Source organism: Bacteroidia bacterium (assembly GCA_019695265.1).
In the GTDB taxonomy this organism is placed as follows: Bacteria; Bacteroidota; Bacteroidia; order JAIBAJ01; family JAIBAJ01; genus JAIBAJ01.
On the sequence record JAIBAJ010000086.1, the window covers coordinates 1 to 15,652 of the forward strand.

7 protein-coding genes, 2 tRNA genes and 3 rRNA genes are annotated in these 15,652 nt (G+C 39.7%); 10 read left to right on the forward strand and 2 right to left on the reverse strand.

Annotated elements, in window-relative coordinates:
• Positions 1-405: 405 nt before the first annotated feature.
• Positions 406-2,472 (reverse strand): methionine--tRNA ligase, encoded by a 2,067-nt coding sequence (gene metG, locus K1X82_11685; protein ID MBX7182768.1) that lies wholly within the window; start codon positions 2,470-2,472, stop codon positions 406-408.
• 78 nt (positions 2,473-2,550) lie between these two features.
• On the reverse strand, positions 2,551-3,429 hold the full coding sequence (locus K1X82_11690) for a transglutaminase-like domain-containing protein (GenBank protein MBX7182769.1): 879 nt from the start codon (positions 3,427-3,429) through the stop codon (positions 2,551-2,553).
• A gap of 909 nt (positions 3,430-4,338) precedes the next feature.
• On the opposite strand from K1X82_11690, the gene K1X82_11695 reads away from it, so the two are divergent.
• The 10 genes from K1X82_11695 (at position 4,339) to K1X82_11740 (ending at position 14,908) form a co-directional block, all read left to right on the forward strand.
• Positions 4,339-5,058, forward strand: coding sequence for an SDR family oxidoreductase (locus K1X82_11695; GenBank protein MBX7182770.1), 720 nt, complete (start codon positions 4,339-4,341; stop codon positions 5,056-5,058).
• Between the two features lie 508 nt (positions 5,059-5,566).
• Positions 5,567-7,089, forward strand: a 16S ribosomal RNA gene (locus K1X82_11700).
• Positions 7,090-7,228: 139 nt separating this feature from the next.
• Positions 7,229-7,302 (forward strand) — tRNA-Ile (locus K1X82_11705).
• 27 nt (positions 7,303-7,329) lie between these two features.
• Positions 7,330-7,403, forward strand: a tRNA-Ala gene (locus K1X82_11710).
• Positions 7,404-7,516: 113 nt separating this feature from the next.
• Positions 7,517-10,390 (forward strand): 23S ribosomal RNA (locus tag K1X82_11715).
• A gap of 57 nt (positions 10,391-10,447) precedes the next feature.
• Positions 10,448-10,559 (forward strand): 5S ribosomal RNA (gene rrf, locus K1X82_11720).
• Together the 16S, 23S and 5S rRNA genes with 2 tRNA genes alongside form the textbook arrangement of a ribosomal RNA operon.
• 253 nt (positions 10,560-10,812) lie before the next feature.
• The gene (locus tag K1X82_11725; protein ID MBX7182771.1) at positions 10,813-11,541 is read left to right on the forward strand and encodes a M15 family metallopeptidase; all 729 of its coding nucleotides are present in this window, start codon (positions 10,813-10,815) and stop codon (positions 11,539-11,541) included.
• A gap of 8 nt (positions 11,542-11,549) precedes the next feature.
• Positions 11,550-13,058: a hypothetical protein gene (locus K1X82_11730; protein MBX7182772.1), complete on the forward strand. Its 1,509-nt coding sequence runs from the start codon at positions 11,550-11,552 to the stop codon at positions 13,056-13,058.
• A gap of 116 nt (positions 13,059-13,174) precedes the next feature.
• The gene (locus K1X82_11735) at positions 13,175-13,915 is read left to right on the forward strand and encodes an electron transfer flavoprotein subunit beta/FixA family protein (GenBank protein MBX7182773.1); all 741 of its coding nucleotides are present in this window, start codon (positions 13,175-13,177) and stop codon (positions 13,913-13,915) included.
• A gap of 21 nt (positions 13,916-13,936) precedes the next feature.
• Complete coding sequence (locus K1X82_11740) at positions 13,937-14,908, forward strand: electron transfer flavoprotein subunit alpha/FixB family protein (GenBank protein MBX7182774.1); 972 nt, start codon at positions 13,937-13,939, stop codon at positions 14,906-14,908.
• Positions 14,909-15,652: the final 744 nt, after the last annotated feature.

Below are 15,652 nucleotides of genomic sequence, written 5' to 3' on the forward strand. Positions count from 1 at the left end.
TTAGGATTGGAACGTTGAATAAATTTCATGCATAAATATACTGAAAATCAATGTGTTGTTAATTTTTTATCGAATAAATTATTAACAATCAGTAACTTACAAAAGATAGGGCTTATTAGACAAACTGTCGTTGCCCGAGGTGCAACCTATAATTGTTTTTTCCAACCCCAAATATTCTCTGTATCTATTTGCCTTCCGCATGGGGGGGATTTGCAAACAACCTCAAAACTGCAATTGATTTGTAACCTTACAGGAAATTAGGGCTTTGGAAAATGTTATAAATGTTAAAGATGCAAGGATTTCATGTTAGTTTAAGAAAATCCTTACACCTAACTATGGTAAATGATAATTTAAATCTTAGGAAATTAGAGGATTGAGTGTTTTTCAAAAGGCCCAATTTAAAGACTAAGAAATTATATCACCCGGTTTTGCAAGATTATTTGAATTAGTGAAATGCAAAATCTTGTTTTCGTCTTCAGCCATTAAAATCATACCCTTGCTTTCAATTCCTTTTATTTTTCTTGGAGAAAGGTTAACAACCACTATAACTTGTTGTCCGATAATTTCAGTTGGATTATGAAAGTTTGCAATTCCTGAGACTATTGTTCTTTTCTCAAATCCTAAATCCACCGTTAACTTTAAAAGTTTTTCTGTATTTGGAACTTTTTCTGCCGCCAGGATCGAACCAATTCTTAAATCAAGTTTTGTGAAATCTTCATAAGATATTTCTGGTTTTTGATTTTCGATTGTTATGGTGGGAGTGATTTTTAACTTTTCAAGTTTTGCTAATTGTTCCTGGATGGCCTCGTCTGAAATAGGTTGAAAAAGGATCTTTGATGGTTTTAAACTATGTCCAACTGGTAAAGGTGTATATAAAAAGTCTCCATTGTAGATTTTATTAGAAGGGCCATTTAACAAATCATTGATTTTTTTCTGGCTATTAGGAAGGAATGGTTCCATTAAAGATCCAAGCCAAAATGTAAATTGAAGGGATACATTTAAAACAGTTGAAGTCCTTTCAGGGTCGGAATTAATTGTTTTCCAAGGTTCATTTTCAGTCAGGTATTTATTTCCAAGTCTGCAAACATCCATCAAAATGTTTTGGGCATCTCTAAATTTGTAGGACTCAATTAAAAGTTCAATTTCTTTGTAATATGCGTTTAATTGATTTAATAAATTAAAATCAGCCTCATTCCAATTACCTGAATTTGGTACTTTCCCATTGTAGTATTTATGAGTAAGTACCATAACCCTATTAACAAAATTGCCTAGAATGGATACAAGTTCGTTATTAATTCTTGCCTGGTAATCTTTCCAAGTAAATTCACTATCTTTTGTTTCTGGGGCGATTGATGTAAGAACGTACCTCAGTTCATCCTCTTTTTGAGGGAAATCTTCCAGATATTCATGAAGCCATACTGCCCAATTTCTTGAAGTTGAAATTTTGTCTCCTTCTAAATTTAAAAATTCATTCGCCGGGATATTTTCGGGAAGAATATAAGATCCTTCTGCCAAAAGGGTAATAGGGAAAATTATGCAATGAAAAACTATATTATCTTTTCCAATGAAATGAATTAGTTTTGAGTTGTTTTCCGGATTGTCTTGTTTTTTCCAAAACCTTTCCCATTCATTTCCTGTAGAATTTGGAAGATTATTGAAGTAGTCTTTGGTAGCAGAGATATATCCAATAGGTGCATCAAACCAAACGTACAATACTTTCCCTTCGCTATTATCAATTGGGACTTTAACCCCCCAATCCAAGTCGCGAGTCATAGCTCTTGGCTGTAATCCTTGGTTCAACCAACTTTTGCATTGTCCAATTACATTTGCCTTCCAATCGTTTTGGTGCTTTGTAACTATAAAATCCCACATTTCCTTTTCATACTTATCTAAAGGTAGGAACCAATTTTTGGTTTCTTTAAGGATGGGAGGACTACCGCTTAATTTAGATTTTGGATTAATCAGGTCGATAGGAGATAAGGATGTTCCACATTTTTCGCATTGATCTCCATATGCTTTTTCGTTGCCACATTTAGGGCAAGTTCCTTCAATATATCGGTCGGCAAGAAATTGATTTACCTCCTGGTCGAAATATTGTTCAGTAACCTGTTCAATAAATCCGCCCTTTTCATAGATGGTCTTAAAGATCTCTTGGGCTGTTTTATGGTGAAGGGGTTTGGATGTTCTCGAATAGATATCGAATGAAATTCCAAATTCCCGGAATGCTCTCTCCATCAAAGTATGGTATTTGTCAACCACCAATTGAGGGCTAATACCTTCATTTTTTGCTTTAATGGTTATAGGTACACCGTGTTCATCACTCCCACAAATAAATAAAATTTCATCACCTTTTAGTCTTCTATATCTGGCATAAATATCAGCCGGCAAGTAAGCTCCTGCAATATGTCCAATATGTAGAGGCCCATTTGCATAAGGCAACGCGGCAGTAATTGTATAAAGGTTCTTTTTCAAGTCAAGAATTTAAAGTGCGAAGCTAAAACGAAATTTATAATTATGAATTCCTGAAAGGGAAGTAAAAGTTGCAGTAATTTAGTTGGAACCCGATTGGATTGTTTTTTGAAGTATTTTAAGTTCCCGAACCTTTTCAACTATTCCAAGTTTTTCGTATGACAAAATGAGATTGTTGAGTAACCTAATCATAATGTCCAAATTACTACAAGGTTCATAGAACTGTTTCTCCGGAGTTCTGTTTATTTGTTTAAGAAAGGTATCAATATCATTCTGCCCAAAAATGGAACCCTTACTAAATGGATTTATATAAAAGTAAATCCTATTAGAATTGATGAGGCTAGTAGGAATTTCATGTTTTAGATCCTGATAACACACAATAAAATGTTCAGGTAGATTTACTCCAAAAATTGGAATATCCAAACTTTGGGCAATAATGCAATAAATAATAGAAAGAGAGAGAGGGTTTCCCTTTTTGGTCTCTAATACATTATTAATATAGGAGTTTGTTGGAGAATGATAATTTGTAGTATTTCCTCCAAATCCGTGGATTTCAAATAAAATATGGTTGAGTACTTTAATTTTTTCAAGCACCGTTAACCTAGGATTTAATTCAAGCCAAGTATCTTGCCTTATAAGGTCAAGATGGGTCTTTATTTTGTCCTCATTTAAGTCAGGGTATTGATATTTAGCTATTAGAATAGCCCCTTGGAGTAAATCCTGGGTTCCGATTGTAGACCAAATGGAAAGAGCTTTAACTATGTTGTCAAATTGAATCTGGTGAATTAAAGTCTCGATTTTTTTTTGTACAAAGGCATCAAATGTTGATTCCCAATGAAGTTCTAGTTTGGGAATAACCTCTATACCTAATGAAAGAATTTTCTCGGAAATTTGGGAGGAAATTTTTTCATCTGGATCTTCCAATAAACTAAGTAGTGCCTTTATTTCTGTTTCATTCACGGTTACGAATTTAACTGTTCGGTTATTTTGACATACGACTTTTTTCTCTAGTGATTAATAGTCTATTGTTGAAAACCAATTTGTCGTTTTCCTTTTCTTTAATTGGGTTGGCTGAAAACACTATAACCATTTGTAGTACATCATTTAAATAATCTATTGCAAAATTGGTTTAATGGATTTTTCTTTAGAATTCATGAATTGCATATTCCTTGTAAATGGGAATTAGTATGTGGCCTTTGTAAGATATTGCATTGACAGTAGTCCTAGCACCTTCAACCTATTTGCCATTTTATGCAGATCTTAATTGCCGGCATTTTACAAAGCCGCAGTAGTTTGGTAGAGGTTTGAAGATGTTCTACGTTGCCTGGATTTGATAGAAACAGTGAAAGGTGGGGTTAGTAATTACCTTAATAGGTTGCGTATCGGGCAACGATAGAGGCAAGTAGCCCACAGGACCCCTATGGCGATAGCCTAGGGGGACGAGGACTACAGCCGATAGCGTGACCCGAACGCCCATGCAGGTAGTTTTGGGTTTAGCAAAATGATAATTGGGCGGAGGGGGCCCGCATCCTATGAATTATAAGTATTGTTCTATCGTGAGTTGCTTTGTTTTAAGAGATTGGCAAGTAGGACGTCCTTTTTCATTAAGAGTTTTGAGGATGGAGAAACAGTCCAGGAGAGTATAGAAAAAGGATCTCGTTTTGGTTAAGGTTTTTGGGGATTTATTCTTACAAGAGAGTACTATTAAAATTTTTGTCCAAACCAACCCGACTTTTAAAATCTATATAGATTTGTAACGAGTAAATCCTGGTGACGCTGAAAGGAGAATGTTTTGAAATTCATTTTCAAATAAACAGGTGTAAAAGGATAAATGTTTAAATCTTCGGTACATATTTAAAAAGAGAAAAAATGGAGCGGAAATTACAGGTTGTTGTAACAGGGGCATCTTCAGGTATTGGATATTGGACTGCATATCGGTTTGCTGTTGACCATGGGGCGGATGTAATTGCGATGGGTAGAAGAGCTAATCAATTAGAGAGTTTAAGAAAGAAGGTATTGGAGGTTGGAGTTAAGGGTAAAATTCATCCTATTCAGATTGATTTGGAGGAGGCAGAAAATGACTCTATATATAATAATGTATATAATCATTTTAAATCGGTAGATATTTTGATTAATAATGCCGGGGTTTTAATAAAGAAACCTTTACTGGAGATTACCAGGTTGGACTTAGAAAGGACCTATCGGGTTAATACATTTTCCCAAGTAAGTATTGTTCAGGCATTATTTCCATTAATTCGAGAAGGAGGGACAAAGCATATTATCAATATAAGCAGTATAGGAGGAATTCTGGGTACTCAGAAGTTTTCAGGGCTTTCTGCTTATAGTTCCAGTAAGGGAGCGGTAGGTATTTTAACGGAGTGTATGGCTGAGGAATTGAAGGAATTTGATATCAAAGTAAATGGATTAGCCTTTGGAGCGGTGCAGACTGAGATGTTATCATCGGCATTTCCAGGGTACATTGCACCAATAAGTGATGTTGATATTTCCAGGTTTGTGGTAGATTTTGCTATAAATGGGCATCAATATTTCAATGGAAAGGTGCTTCCAGTTTCATCGAGTAATCCATAAATAGGCAAAAACGGATGTTGATAGTAAAAAAACGTCAAATTTAAGTAGTTTATTTTCAATCAGTTAATTCTAATTTCCGGTATTTTTAAAAATAATTCAAGAATTTATTTGGTGGTATTGAAATGTTGTATACATTTGCACCCCTCAAAATTCATAAACGTTCTTTGAATCTGAGGCACCGGAATAAAAGTGAAAAAATATTTTCAAATTTATTTGGTGGTTTAAAAAAGAGTATTACTTTTGCACCCCCGATTAATTAAAGTTCATTGACGGGGAAACATGTAAGAAAAAAAATTAAAAAAATTTTTCAAAATATGTTTGTTGATTAAAAAAGTTTACTACTTTTGCACCCCCGTTCAACGGAACGGAGGTTAAAAAAAAGAAAGAAAAGTTCTTTGAAAATATTGGAGAAAAAACAAGCTTTAAAGCAAGCATCCATTCGTAAATCGAATGAGAATAAATCTTGACAAATTCATACTTCTATTAAATTAGGAGTCACAATCAAACTACAATGGAGAGTTTGATCCTGGCTCAGGATGAACGCTAGCGGCAGGCCTAATACATGCAAGTCGAGGGGCAGCGGGGGTAGCAATACTTGCCGGCGACCGGCGCACGGGTGCGTAACGCGTATGCAATGTACTCTCTACTGGCGAATAGCCCTTCGAAAGAAGGATTAATACGCCATAATATTCGGATGTGGCATCACATTCCAATTAAAGTTCCGGCGGTAGAGAATCAGCATGCGTGACATTAGCTAGTTGGTGAGGTAACGGCTCACCAAGGCAACGATGTCTAGGGGTTCTGAGAGGATGATCCCCCACACTGGTACTGAGACACGGACCAGACTCCTACGGGAGGCAGCAGTAAGGAATATTGGACAATGGCCGCAAGGCTGATCCAGCCATGCCGCGTGAAGGATGAAGGCCCTATGGGTTGTAAACTTCTTTTGTTTGGGAGAAAACCCCTGTACGTGTACAGGGCTGATAGTACCAAAAGAATAAGGATCGGCTAACTCCGTGCCAGCAGCCGCGGTAATACGGAGGATCCAAGCGTTATCCGGATTTATTGGGTTTAAAGGGTGCGTAGGCGGAATAATAAGTCAGTGGTGAAAGCCTGTCGCTTAACGACAGAACTGCCATTGATACTGTTAATCTAGAGTCCGTTTGAAGTGGGCGGAATGTGCAGTGTAGCGGTGAAATGCTTAGATATTGCACAGAACACCGATTGCGAAGGCAGCTCACTAAACCGGTACTGACGCTGAGGCACGAAAGCGTGGGGATCAAACAGGATTAGATACCCTGGTAGTCCACGCCGTAAACGTTGATAACTCGTTGTTAGCGATATACTGTTAGCGACTAAGCGAAAGCATTAAGTTATCCACCTGGGAAGTACGACCGCAAGGTTGAAACTCAAAGGAATTGACGGGGGCCCGCACAAGCGGAGGAGCATGTGGTTTAATTCGATGATACGCGAGGAACCTTACCAGGGCTTGAAAGTTAGTGACAGATGGTGAAAGCCATTCTTCAGCAATGACACAAAACTAGGTGCTGCATGGCTGTCGTCAGCTCGTGCCGTGAGGTGTTGGGTTAAGTCCCGCAACGAGCGCAACCCCTATCATTAGTTGCCAGCGGATAATGCCGGGGACTCTAATGAAACTGCCCGTGCAAACGGTGAGGAAGGTGGGGATGACGTCAAGTCAGCACGGCCCTTACGTCCTGGGCTACACACGTGCTACAATGGCTACTACAAAGGGCAGCTACTGGGTAACCAGATGCAAATCTCTAAAAGTAGTCTCAGTTCGGATTGAGGTCTGCAACTCGACCTCATGAAGCTGGATTCGCTAGTAATCGCATATCAGCCTTGATGCGGTGAATACGTTCCCGGGCCTTGTACACACCGCCCGTCAAGCCATGGGAGTTGGGAGTACCTAAAGTCGATGAGCGAAAGCAGTTGCCTAGGGTAAAACCAATGACTGGGGCTAAGTCGTAACAAGGTAACCGTACCGGAAGGTGTGGTTGGAATACCTCCTTTTTAGAGCAAAATTTATTTTGAAGTTTAATTTCCTTAAACTTCGTTGCTTGCTTGCTTGTTCTTCTCCATATCCTTTTCCAGAAAGAGCTCAGTGATGGATGCTTCCACTTAGAGCGATGGTATTATTGCTTGAGTGCATAGTCCCGTAGCTCAGTTGGTTAGAGCACTACACTGATAATGTAGGGGTCAGCAGTTCAAGTCTGCTCGGGACTACTAACTAGTCTAACTACACTCTGCTCTGGGGAATTAGCTCAGCTGGCTAGAGCACCTGCCTTGCACGCAGGGGGTCATCGGTTCGAATCCGTTATTCTCCACAACACAAGATTGAAATTCAATTTTGGAAAAGTTCTTTGACATATTGTTTGAAAACATACAACAAGTACGATCACATATTACAATTAACAATCAAATAAAATTTGATTCATTTAAGAAAGTTACTAAGGGCGTATGGAGGATGCCTTGGCTCTCAAAGACGATGAAGGACGTGATAAGCTGCGATAAGCTACGGGGATTGGCAAATGCGATTTAATCCGTAGATTTCCGAATGGGGCAACCCGATATTCTGGAGGAATATCATCAAATGAAGTAAACCCGCTGAACTGAAACATCTAAGTAAGCGGAGGAAAAGAAAACAATAGTGATTCCCTAAGTAGTGGCGAGCGAACGGGGAACAGCCCAAACCTAACATGTTACGGCATTTTAGGGGTTGTAGGACTACAATGTGGACTATAAATATATAGTGGAAGCTTCTGGAAAGAAGTCCCATAGGGGGTGATAGGCCCGTACACGAAATATATTTATTACCTAGTAGTATCCTGAGTACCGCGGGGTCGGAGACGCCCTGTGGGAATCCGCCGGCACCATCCGGCAAGGCTAAATACTAATGAGAGACCGATAGCGTACAAGTACTGTGAAGGAAAGGTGAAAAGAACCCTGAAAAAGGGAGTGAAATAGAACCTGAAACCATACGCTTACAAGCGGTCGGAGTCCCTTCGTGGGATGACGGCGTGCCTTTTGCATAATGAGCCTACGAGTTACTCTTCACTGGCAAGGTTAAAGATTGAAGATCTGCAGCCGAAGCGAAAGCGAGTCTGAATAGGGCGCATAGTCAGTGGAGGTAGACGCGAAACCTTGTGATCTACCCATGGTCAGGTTGAAGTTCCGGTAACACGGGATGGAGGACCGAACTGGTGAGCGTTGAAAAGCTCTCGGATGAACTGTGGGTAGGGGTGAAAGGCTAATCAAACTGGGAAATAGCTCGTACTCTCCGAAATGCCTTTAGGGGCAGCCTCGAGGTTTGAGTGTCATAGAGGTAGAGCTACTGATTGGACTAGGGGGCTTCACCGCCTACCAAATCCTGACAAACTCCGAATGCTATGACATATACTCGGGAGTGAGGCGCGGGGTGCTAAGGTCACGCGCCGAAAGGGAAACAACCCAGACCAACAGCTAAGGTCCCAAAATCTATATTAAGTTGTTCAAACGTGGTCCGATTGCACTGACAGCTAGGATGTTTGCTTGGAAGCAGCAATTCATTTAAAGAGTGCGTAACAGCTCACTAGTCGAGCGATCGGGCGTGGATAATAAGCGGGCATAAAATATAGTACCGAAGCTTTGGACTCAGCAATGAGTGGTAGGAGAGCATTCAAGCAGCACAGAAGGTGTAGCGTGAGCTATGCTGGAGCGGCTTGAAAAGCAAATGTAGGCATAAGTAACGATAAAGCAGGCGAGAAACCTGCTCACCGATAGACTAAGGTTTCCTGATCAACGTTAATCGGATCAGGGTTAGTCGGGGCCTAAGGTGTAGCCGAACGGCGAAGCTGATGGACAACAGGTTAATATTCCTGTACTAGCTTAAATTGCGATGGAGAGACGGAGGAGTGAAAGTTCTGCGTAGTGACGGATATCTACGTTAAAGGGTGTAGATATATTTTGAGTAGGCAAATCCGCTCAGAATGTCGAACCTGATAGTATCGTGAGCCTTCGGGCAAGCGAATATGAACCTAATCCTACTTCCAAGAAAATCTTCTAAGCTTCAGATTTAAGCTACCCGTACCGCAAACCGACACAGGTAGTCAAGGAGAATATCCTGAGGTGCTCGAGTGAATCACGGCTAAGGAACTCGGCAAATTAACCCCGTAACTTAGGGATAAGGGGAGCCTAGATTTCTAGGCCGCAGAGAAATGGCGGTGGCGACTGTTTAGCAAAAACACATGGCTATGCAAAATTGAAAGATGAAGTATATGGCCTGACACCTGCCCGGTGCTGGAAGGTTAAGAGGAGAGGTTAGTCGCAAGACGAAGCTTTGAATCGAAGCCCCAGTAAACGGCGGCCGTAACTATAACGGTCCTAAGGTAGCGAAATTCCTTGTCGGGTAAGTTCCGACCTGCACGAATGGTGTAACGATCTCCGCTCTGTCTCAGCCGTGAGCTCGGTGAAATTGTAGTAGCGGTGAAGATGCCGCTTTCCCGCAACGGGACGGAAAGACCCCATGCACCTTCACTATAGTTTAGCATTGACTTTGGATACAAGATGTGTAGGATAGGTGGGAGACTATGAAGCTGTGACGCTAGTCATGGTGGAGTCAACCTTGAAATACCACCCTTCTTCTATTTGGAGTCTAACCCCGCCAAGCGGGGGACATTGCTTGATGGGTAGTTTGACTGGGGTGGTCGCCTCCAAAAAGGTAACGGAGGCTTTCAAAGGTACCCTCAGCACGCTTGGTAACCGTGCGTAGAGTGCATTAGCATAAGGGTGCTTGACTGTGAGGCAGACAAGCCGAGCAGGTACGAAAGTAGGATAAAGTGATCCGGTGGTTCCGCATGGAAGGGCCATCGCTCAAAGGATAAAAGGTACGCTGGGGATAACAGGCTGATCACTCCCAAGAGCTCATATCGACGGAGTGGTTTGGCACCTCGATGTCGGCTCGTCACATCCTGGGGCTGGAGAAGGTCCCAAGGGTTCGGCTGTTCGCCGATTAAAGTGGCACGCGAGCTGGGTTCAGAACGTCGTGAGACAGTTCGGTCCCTATCTGTTGTGGGCGTTAGAAATTTGAGAGAGCCTGACTCTAGTACGAGAGGACCGAGTCGGACGCACCTCTAGTGTACCTGTTGTATCGCCAGATGCACCGCAGGGTAGCTATGTGCGGTTGAGATAAACGCTGAAAGCATCTAAGCATGAAACTCGTCTCAAGATAAGATTTCTTTTAAGGGTCGTGGAAGACTACCACGTTGATAGGCTGCAAGTGTAAAGACAGTAATGTCAAAGCTGAGCAGTACTAATTGCCCGTACGCTTTCTTAATGCTGACCGTACCAGTTCGTATGTTTTCAAATTCTATGTCAAATCGTATTTACGATTTTAGGTGACTATAGAGACGAGGTCCACCTCTTCCCATCCCGAACAGAGAAGTTAAGCCCGTCATCGCAGATGGTACTTGGGTTACACCCGGGAGAGTATGTCGTTGCCACCTTTTATTTAAACCTCAACCATTTATTTGGTTGGGGTTTTTTTATTTTAAACCTTTTTCTTCCCCAAATGTCTAATCTTATATCCAATTGTGAATCTTTGGCTAATTGTCCGGTTCTTTACCTCTGTTGTGGTTACATTGGTTTTGGAATTATTGATAATGATTTTGTTGATTGCTTTGTATCTTTGCTAAAAGTTAATTAATGAAATTTTGCCGATTGGTTCATGACTTAGGTTTTAATGGTTTGAGCCTCTCCATGAAAATTGGGGGGGCTTTTTTGTTCAGTTTGTTTTCGATTTCATCCTCTTTTGCACAAGTAAGTAGTTTATCCTTGAATTCAAATTCCTATAAGTTATTCCTTCAAGGAAAATTTTCTCCGGATACAATGGCTTCCTTTGTTCTAGTGCCTGAAAATTATACCAATAAGGCTGGTATATACTTGCAAAAGGATGCATTATCGGCTTTTATTCTCCTTTCAAATCAAGCTAAAAAAGATGGAATTCATCTTATAATACTTTCTGCAACCAGGAATTTTGTTTATCAAAAGGGTATTTGGGAGAGAAAATGGGGGAGTTCTAAATTTTCATCTTTTGTAAGTGGTAAGGCCAGAGCCCAAGCTATATTGAGTTATAGTGCCATGCCGGGAACCTCCCGTCATCATTGGGGTACTGATATTGATTTGAATAGCTTATCCAATTCCTATTTTAACTCTGGTGAAGGCGAGAAAGTCTACAAATGGTTGCAGCTTAATGCCCCGAAATATGGTTTTTGCCAGGTTTATTCTAAAAAGGATAGCTCCAGACCTGATGGATATGAAGAGGAGAAATGGCATTGGAGTTATCTTCCTTTGGCAAAGAACTACATGGCTGATTATTCTAAATTTATATCAAGTAAAGATTTCTTTGGATTTCATGGATCAGAGTGTTTTACTGAACTCGATATTGCAAAGAAGTATGTTCTTGGTATTAATAAAAAGTGTTACTGATTTTAACTATGATTTTATTGAAGCCCCGTTTATTCTATAAATTTTGTATTCTTTTTTCGGTTCTTTTTCTGTTCTCCGAGGAAATTTATGCTGATTTTGTTTTTACTGAAAATTGTAAGAAGGCCTATACTGAAATTACCTCCTTACGATTTCAAAAAGCCAATCAATTTCTACTGGCAGAAAAGAAGGAGAATCCTACGAATGACTTTCCCTATTTACTGGAGAACTATATTGATTTTTTGGTATTAAGTATTGGGGAGGAGTCGAAAGAGTTTGAATTAAGGAAAGGGAACAAGGATATTCGAATGAACCGAATTCTACATGGGACTTCTAATTCGCCCTATTATTTGTATGCTCAAGCAGAGATTCATTTGTTATGGGCTATGGCAAGGTTGAAGTTTGGAGAGTATCTTACTGCTGCAAATGAAACAAAGAAGGCCTATAACTTATTAGTATTGAATAGTAAACGATATCCGCATTTTTTGCCAAATAAAAATGCCTTGGGTCAAATGCATTGCATCATTGGAACTATTCCAAGCAATTTTAGATGGGCTGTAAAGATGGTTGGAATGGAGGGTACCATGAAACAAGGTATTGCTGAGTTGAATGAGGTTTTATCTATTGCTTCATCCAATCCGGAATACCATTATTTATGGCCTGAAACCGCCTTTTTTATGACATTTTTTGAGTTGAATTTACATAAAGATGAAGCCATTATTAATGATTTATATTTAGCAATTAAATCTAAGAACGAAAAATCGCCTTTGATTTCATTTTGTTTAGCTAGTATTGCTATGAAAACTGGAAAAAGTGCAGAGGCAATCCAGGTATTAAGTCAGAGAGAGAAAGGTCCGGATTATTTCCCATTTTATTATTTGGATTTTCTACAAGGTTTAGCAAGATTAAATCATTTGGAGCCTTCCGCTAGTGAATATTTGGTGAGTTATGTAACTCACTTTAAAGGCAAAAACTATATAAAATCCGCTTACCAGAAATTGGCTTGGGCGGAATTTATTAAAGGGAATGTTCCTGGATTCAGAGCCTATATGGAAAAGGTTAAAAGTCAAGGTTATACGGATGCAGATGAAGATAAGCAAGCATTAAAGGAGGCAGAAACAGGATTGTTGCCCAACCTAAAATTATTGAAATCACGTTTGCTTTGTGATGGAGGCTATTATAAGGAGGCATTGTCTTCAATAATAGAAAAATATGATACGGATGATTTTATTACACTTCGGGATCAGATTGAGTTTCCGTATCGATTGGGTCGAATTTATCATCTTTGGAAAAAGCCAGACCAAGCCATAGGATATTATAAACTGGCAATTGAGAAGGGAAGGAAATCCAGGTATTATTTTGCTGCAAATGCAGCTCTTCAACTTGGATTAATTTATGAGGCAAAAGGAGATAGGACGAATGCAAAGAAGTACTTTGAGGAATGTCAGGAGCTGCCAACCGATGAATATAGAAATAGTTTAGATGCTAAAGCAAAGGCCGGCCTGGAACGATTAAACTAGAAAGAACAGAGGGGGAATGATTTTAAAAGAAGTTTTTTTTCTAAAAATTAGTATGCATGCATAACAATTTTGAAATCCTTTCTACCTTAGCACCGAAATTTTAAAATAGTTGTTAAATGAAAATATTAGTTTGTATCAGCCAAGTGCCTGATACTACCACAAAAATTGCCTTCACAGACAACAATACCAAGTTTGCAGAGGCAGGTGTTCAGTGGATTGTAAATCCTTATGATGAATGGTATGCCTTAGTTCGTGCTCTTGAAATTCAGGAAAAGGGTGGAAGTACAGTAACCTTATTGAATGTTGGACCTGCTGCAAATGATGCTGTTATTAGAAAAGCGTTGGCAGTTGGTGGTGATGATGCCGTTCGTATTGATGCAGATCCGCAAGAAAGTTATTTTGTGGCCAATCAAATTGCATCTTATGCAAAATCGGAAAACTTTGATTTGGTATTATTTGGAAAAGAGACTATCAACTACAATGGTTCGGAGGTTCCTGGAATGGTAGCAGAATTATTAGAAGCTCCGTTTATTTCCCAGGCATCCAAATTAGAAGTAGAAGGTTCCGGAATTGTATGCGAGCGTCCGATTGAAGGTGGAGTAGAAGTAGTATCTTCTTCGTTACCTGCAGTTGTTTCAGCGCAAAAAGGCATGGCAGAAGCACGTATTCCTAACATGAGAGGAATTATGGCTGCCCGTACCAAACCTTTGAAAGTTGTTCCACCGGTTGCAACTGATAAACTTACAGAGATTTCTTCATACAGTTTACCTGATGCAAAATCAGCTGTTAAGTTAGTTTCTCCTGACAATATGGAGGAATTGGTTCGTTTGTTACATGAAGAAGCAAAAGCTATCTAAACCAACTAAAATTTAAAAGAAATGTCAGTACTTGTATTTACAGAAGCCTCCAATGGCAAGATAAAAAAGTCTTCGTTAGAAGCAGTTACTTATGGAAGTAAGATAGCCGGTTTGTTGGGAACCCAAGCTGTTGCCGTTAACTTTAACGCATCAGGAGCCGATTTGTCTGAACTAGGTAAGTATGGTGCAGCAAAAGTTATTCTTGGTAAGAATGCTGCATTATCAAATTTCGATTCTCAAGTTTATGCAGCTGCTTTGGTTGAAGTTGCCGGTTCGGTTGGTGCTACCGTTATTATTACAGTAAATGATAGTACGGGAAAAGCAGTTGCGCCAAGGGTTTCAGCACGATTAAAGGCAGGTTTGGTTGCCGGTGCAACTACTTTACCTGAAACATCCGGTGGTTTTAAAGTAACCAAGAATGTTTTTTCAGGAAAGGCTAAAGCACAGTATAATATTGTATCAGCTATCAAGGTTCTTTCCTTGATGCCTAATTCTGTTCAGCCTGTTGCCTCCGGTAGTTCAGTTGCTGTTGAGGAATTAAACCTGAACATTGGAGTTTCGGCTAAAACAACCATCAAAGAAGTTAAACGTGCTGCAACCGACAAAGTGGCTCTTCCAGAAGCAGAGTTGGTAGTATCAGCAGGTCGCGGATTAAAAGGTCCGGAGAACTGGGGAATGGTTGAAGATATGGCCAATATTCTTGGAGCTGCAACTGCATGTTCTCGTCCGGTTGCAGATATTGGATGGAGACCACACCACGAACACGTTGGACAAACCGGTCTTGCAGTTCGTCCAAACCTTTACATTGCCATTGGAATTTCAGGGGCAATTCAACACCTTGCCGGAGTTAACCAAAGTAAAACTATTGTTGTGATTAACAAAGATCCGGAAGCTCCTTTCTTTAAGGCGGCAGATTACGGGGTAGTTGGAGATGCTTTTGAAGTAGTTCCTCGTTTAAATGAGGCCTTTAAAAAATTCAAAGCAGGTAATTAATTAATTAGCTATAATTTTGATAAAAGCGGCTAGCTCCACAAGAGCAGCCGCTTTTTTTTTGTAGGATGGAGTTGAGAAGCCTCTTAATCCTGCTGATTTTAAATCTTATACGGATTGCAAATCTGTAATAGTCCAATTATGCTTCGCACTAATTTGACTAAACCCAGGATAGGATCTAGAATGTTTATACGATTAAGAATTTGTAAATCAATTTGTTTGACCAAATTGATAATACCGATAGCAAATCTGTAATAGTCCAATTATGCTTCGCATTAATTTGCCTAAACACCTTTTGCATCGGCATTTACCACTGTAATTTTCAAACTAGTTTTTGGACTATTTTTCAAATAACATTGGTATAACAACTTCTTCCCGAAATGCTTCGGGAGGGGTAACCCCAACTAAATCAAGTAGTTCGGATTATTAAATCCTCCTATTGATTAAATTGGGCTAAACAGCTTTTGCATCGGCACTTACCTTAGTAATTTTCGAAATAGTTTTTGGACTAGTTTTCAAATTACAGTGGTATACCAAATTTGCTTTTGAATTGGAAATAAATAGGATATTTCTTTCGATGGATTTGGTAACTAATGCTATAAAAAGTGGAATGCTGGGTCTGCACCTCGGGCAACGACAGTTTGTCTAAAAAGCCCTCCTTTTTGTAACTTACTGATTGTTAATAACTTACCCGATAATAAATTCACAATACATTGATTTTCAGTATATTTATGCATGAAATTTATT

Coding starts and splice junctions, on each gene's coding strand:
- K1X82_11695 (MBX7182770.1), top strand. CDS start 4,339: ATGGAGCGGAAATTACAGGTTGTTGTAACAGGGGCATCTTCAGGTATT.
- K1X82_11730 (MBX7182772.1), top strand. CDS start 11,550: ATGATTTTATTGAAGCCCCGTTTATTCTATAAATTTTGTATTCTTTTT.
- K1X82_11740 (MBX7182774.1), top strand. CDS start 13,937: ATGTCAGTACTTGTATTTACAGAAGCCTCCAATGGCAAGATAAAAAAG.
- K1X82_11735 (MBX7182773.1), top strand. CDS start 13,175: ATGAAAATATTAGTTTGTATCAGCCAAGTGCCTGATACTACCACAAAA.
- K1X82_11725 (MBX7182771.1), top strand. CDS start 10,813: ATGAAAATTGGGGGGGCTTTTTTGTTCAGTTTGTTTTCGATTTCATCC.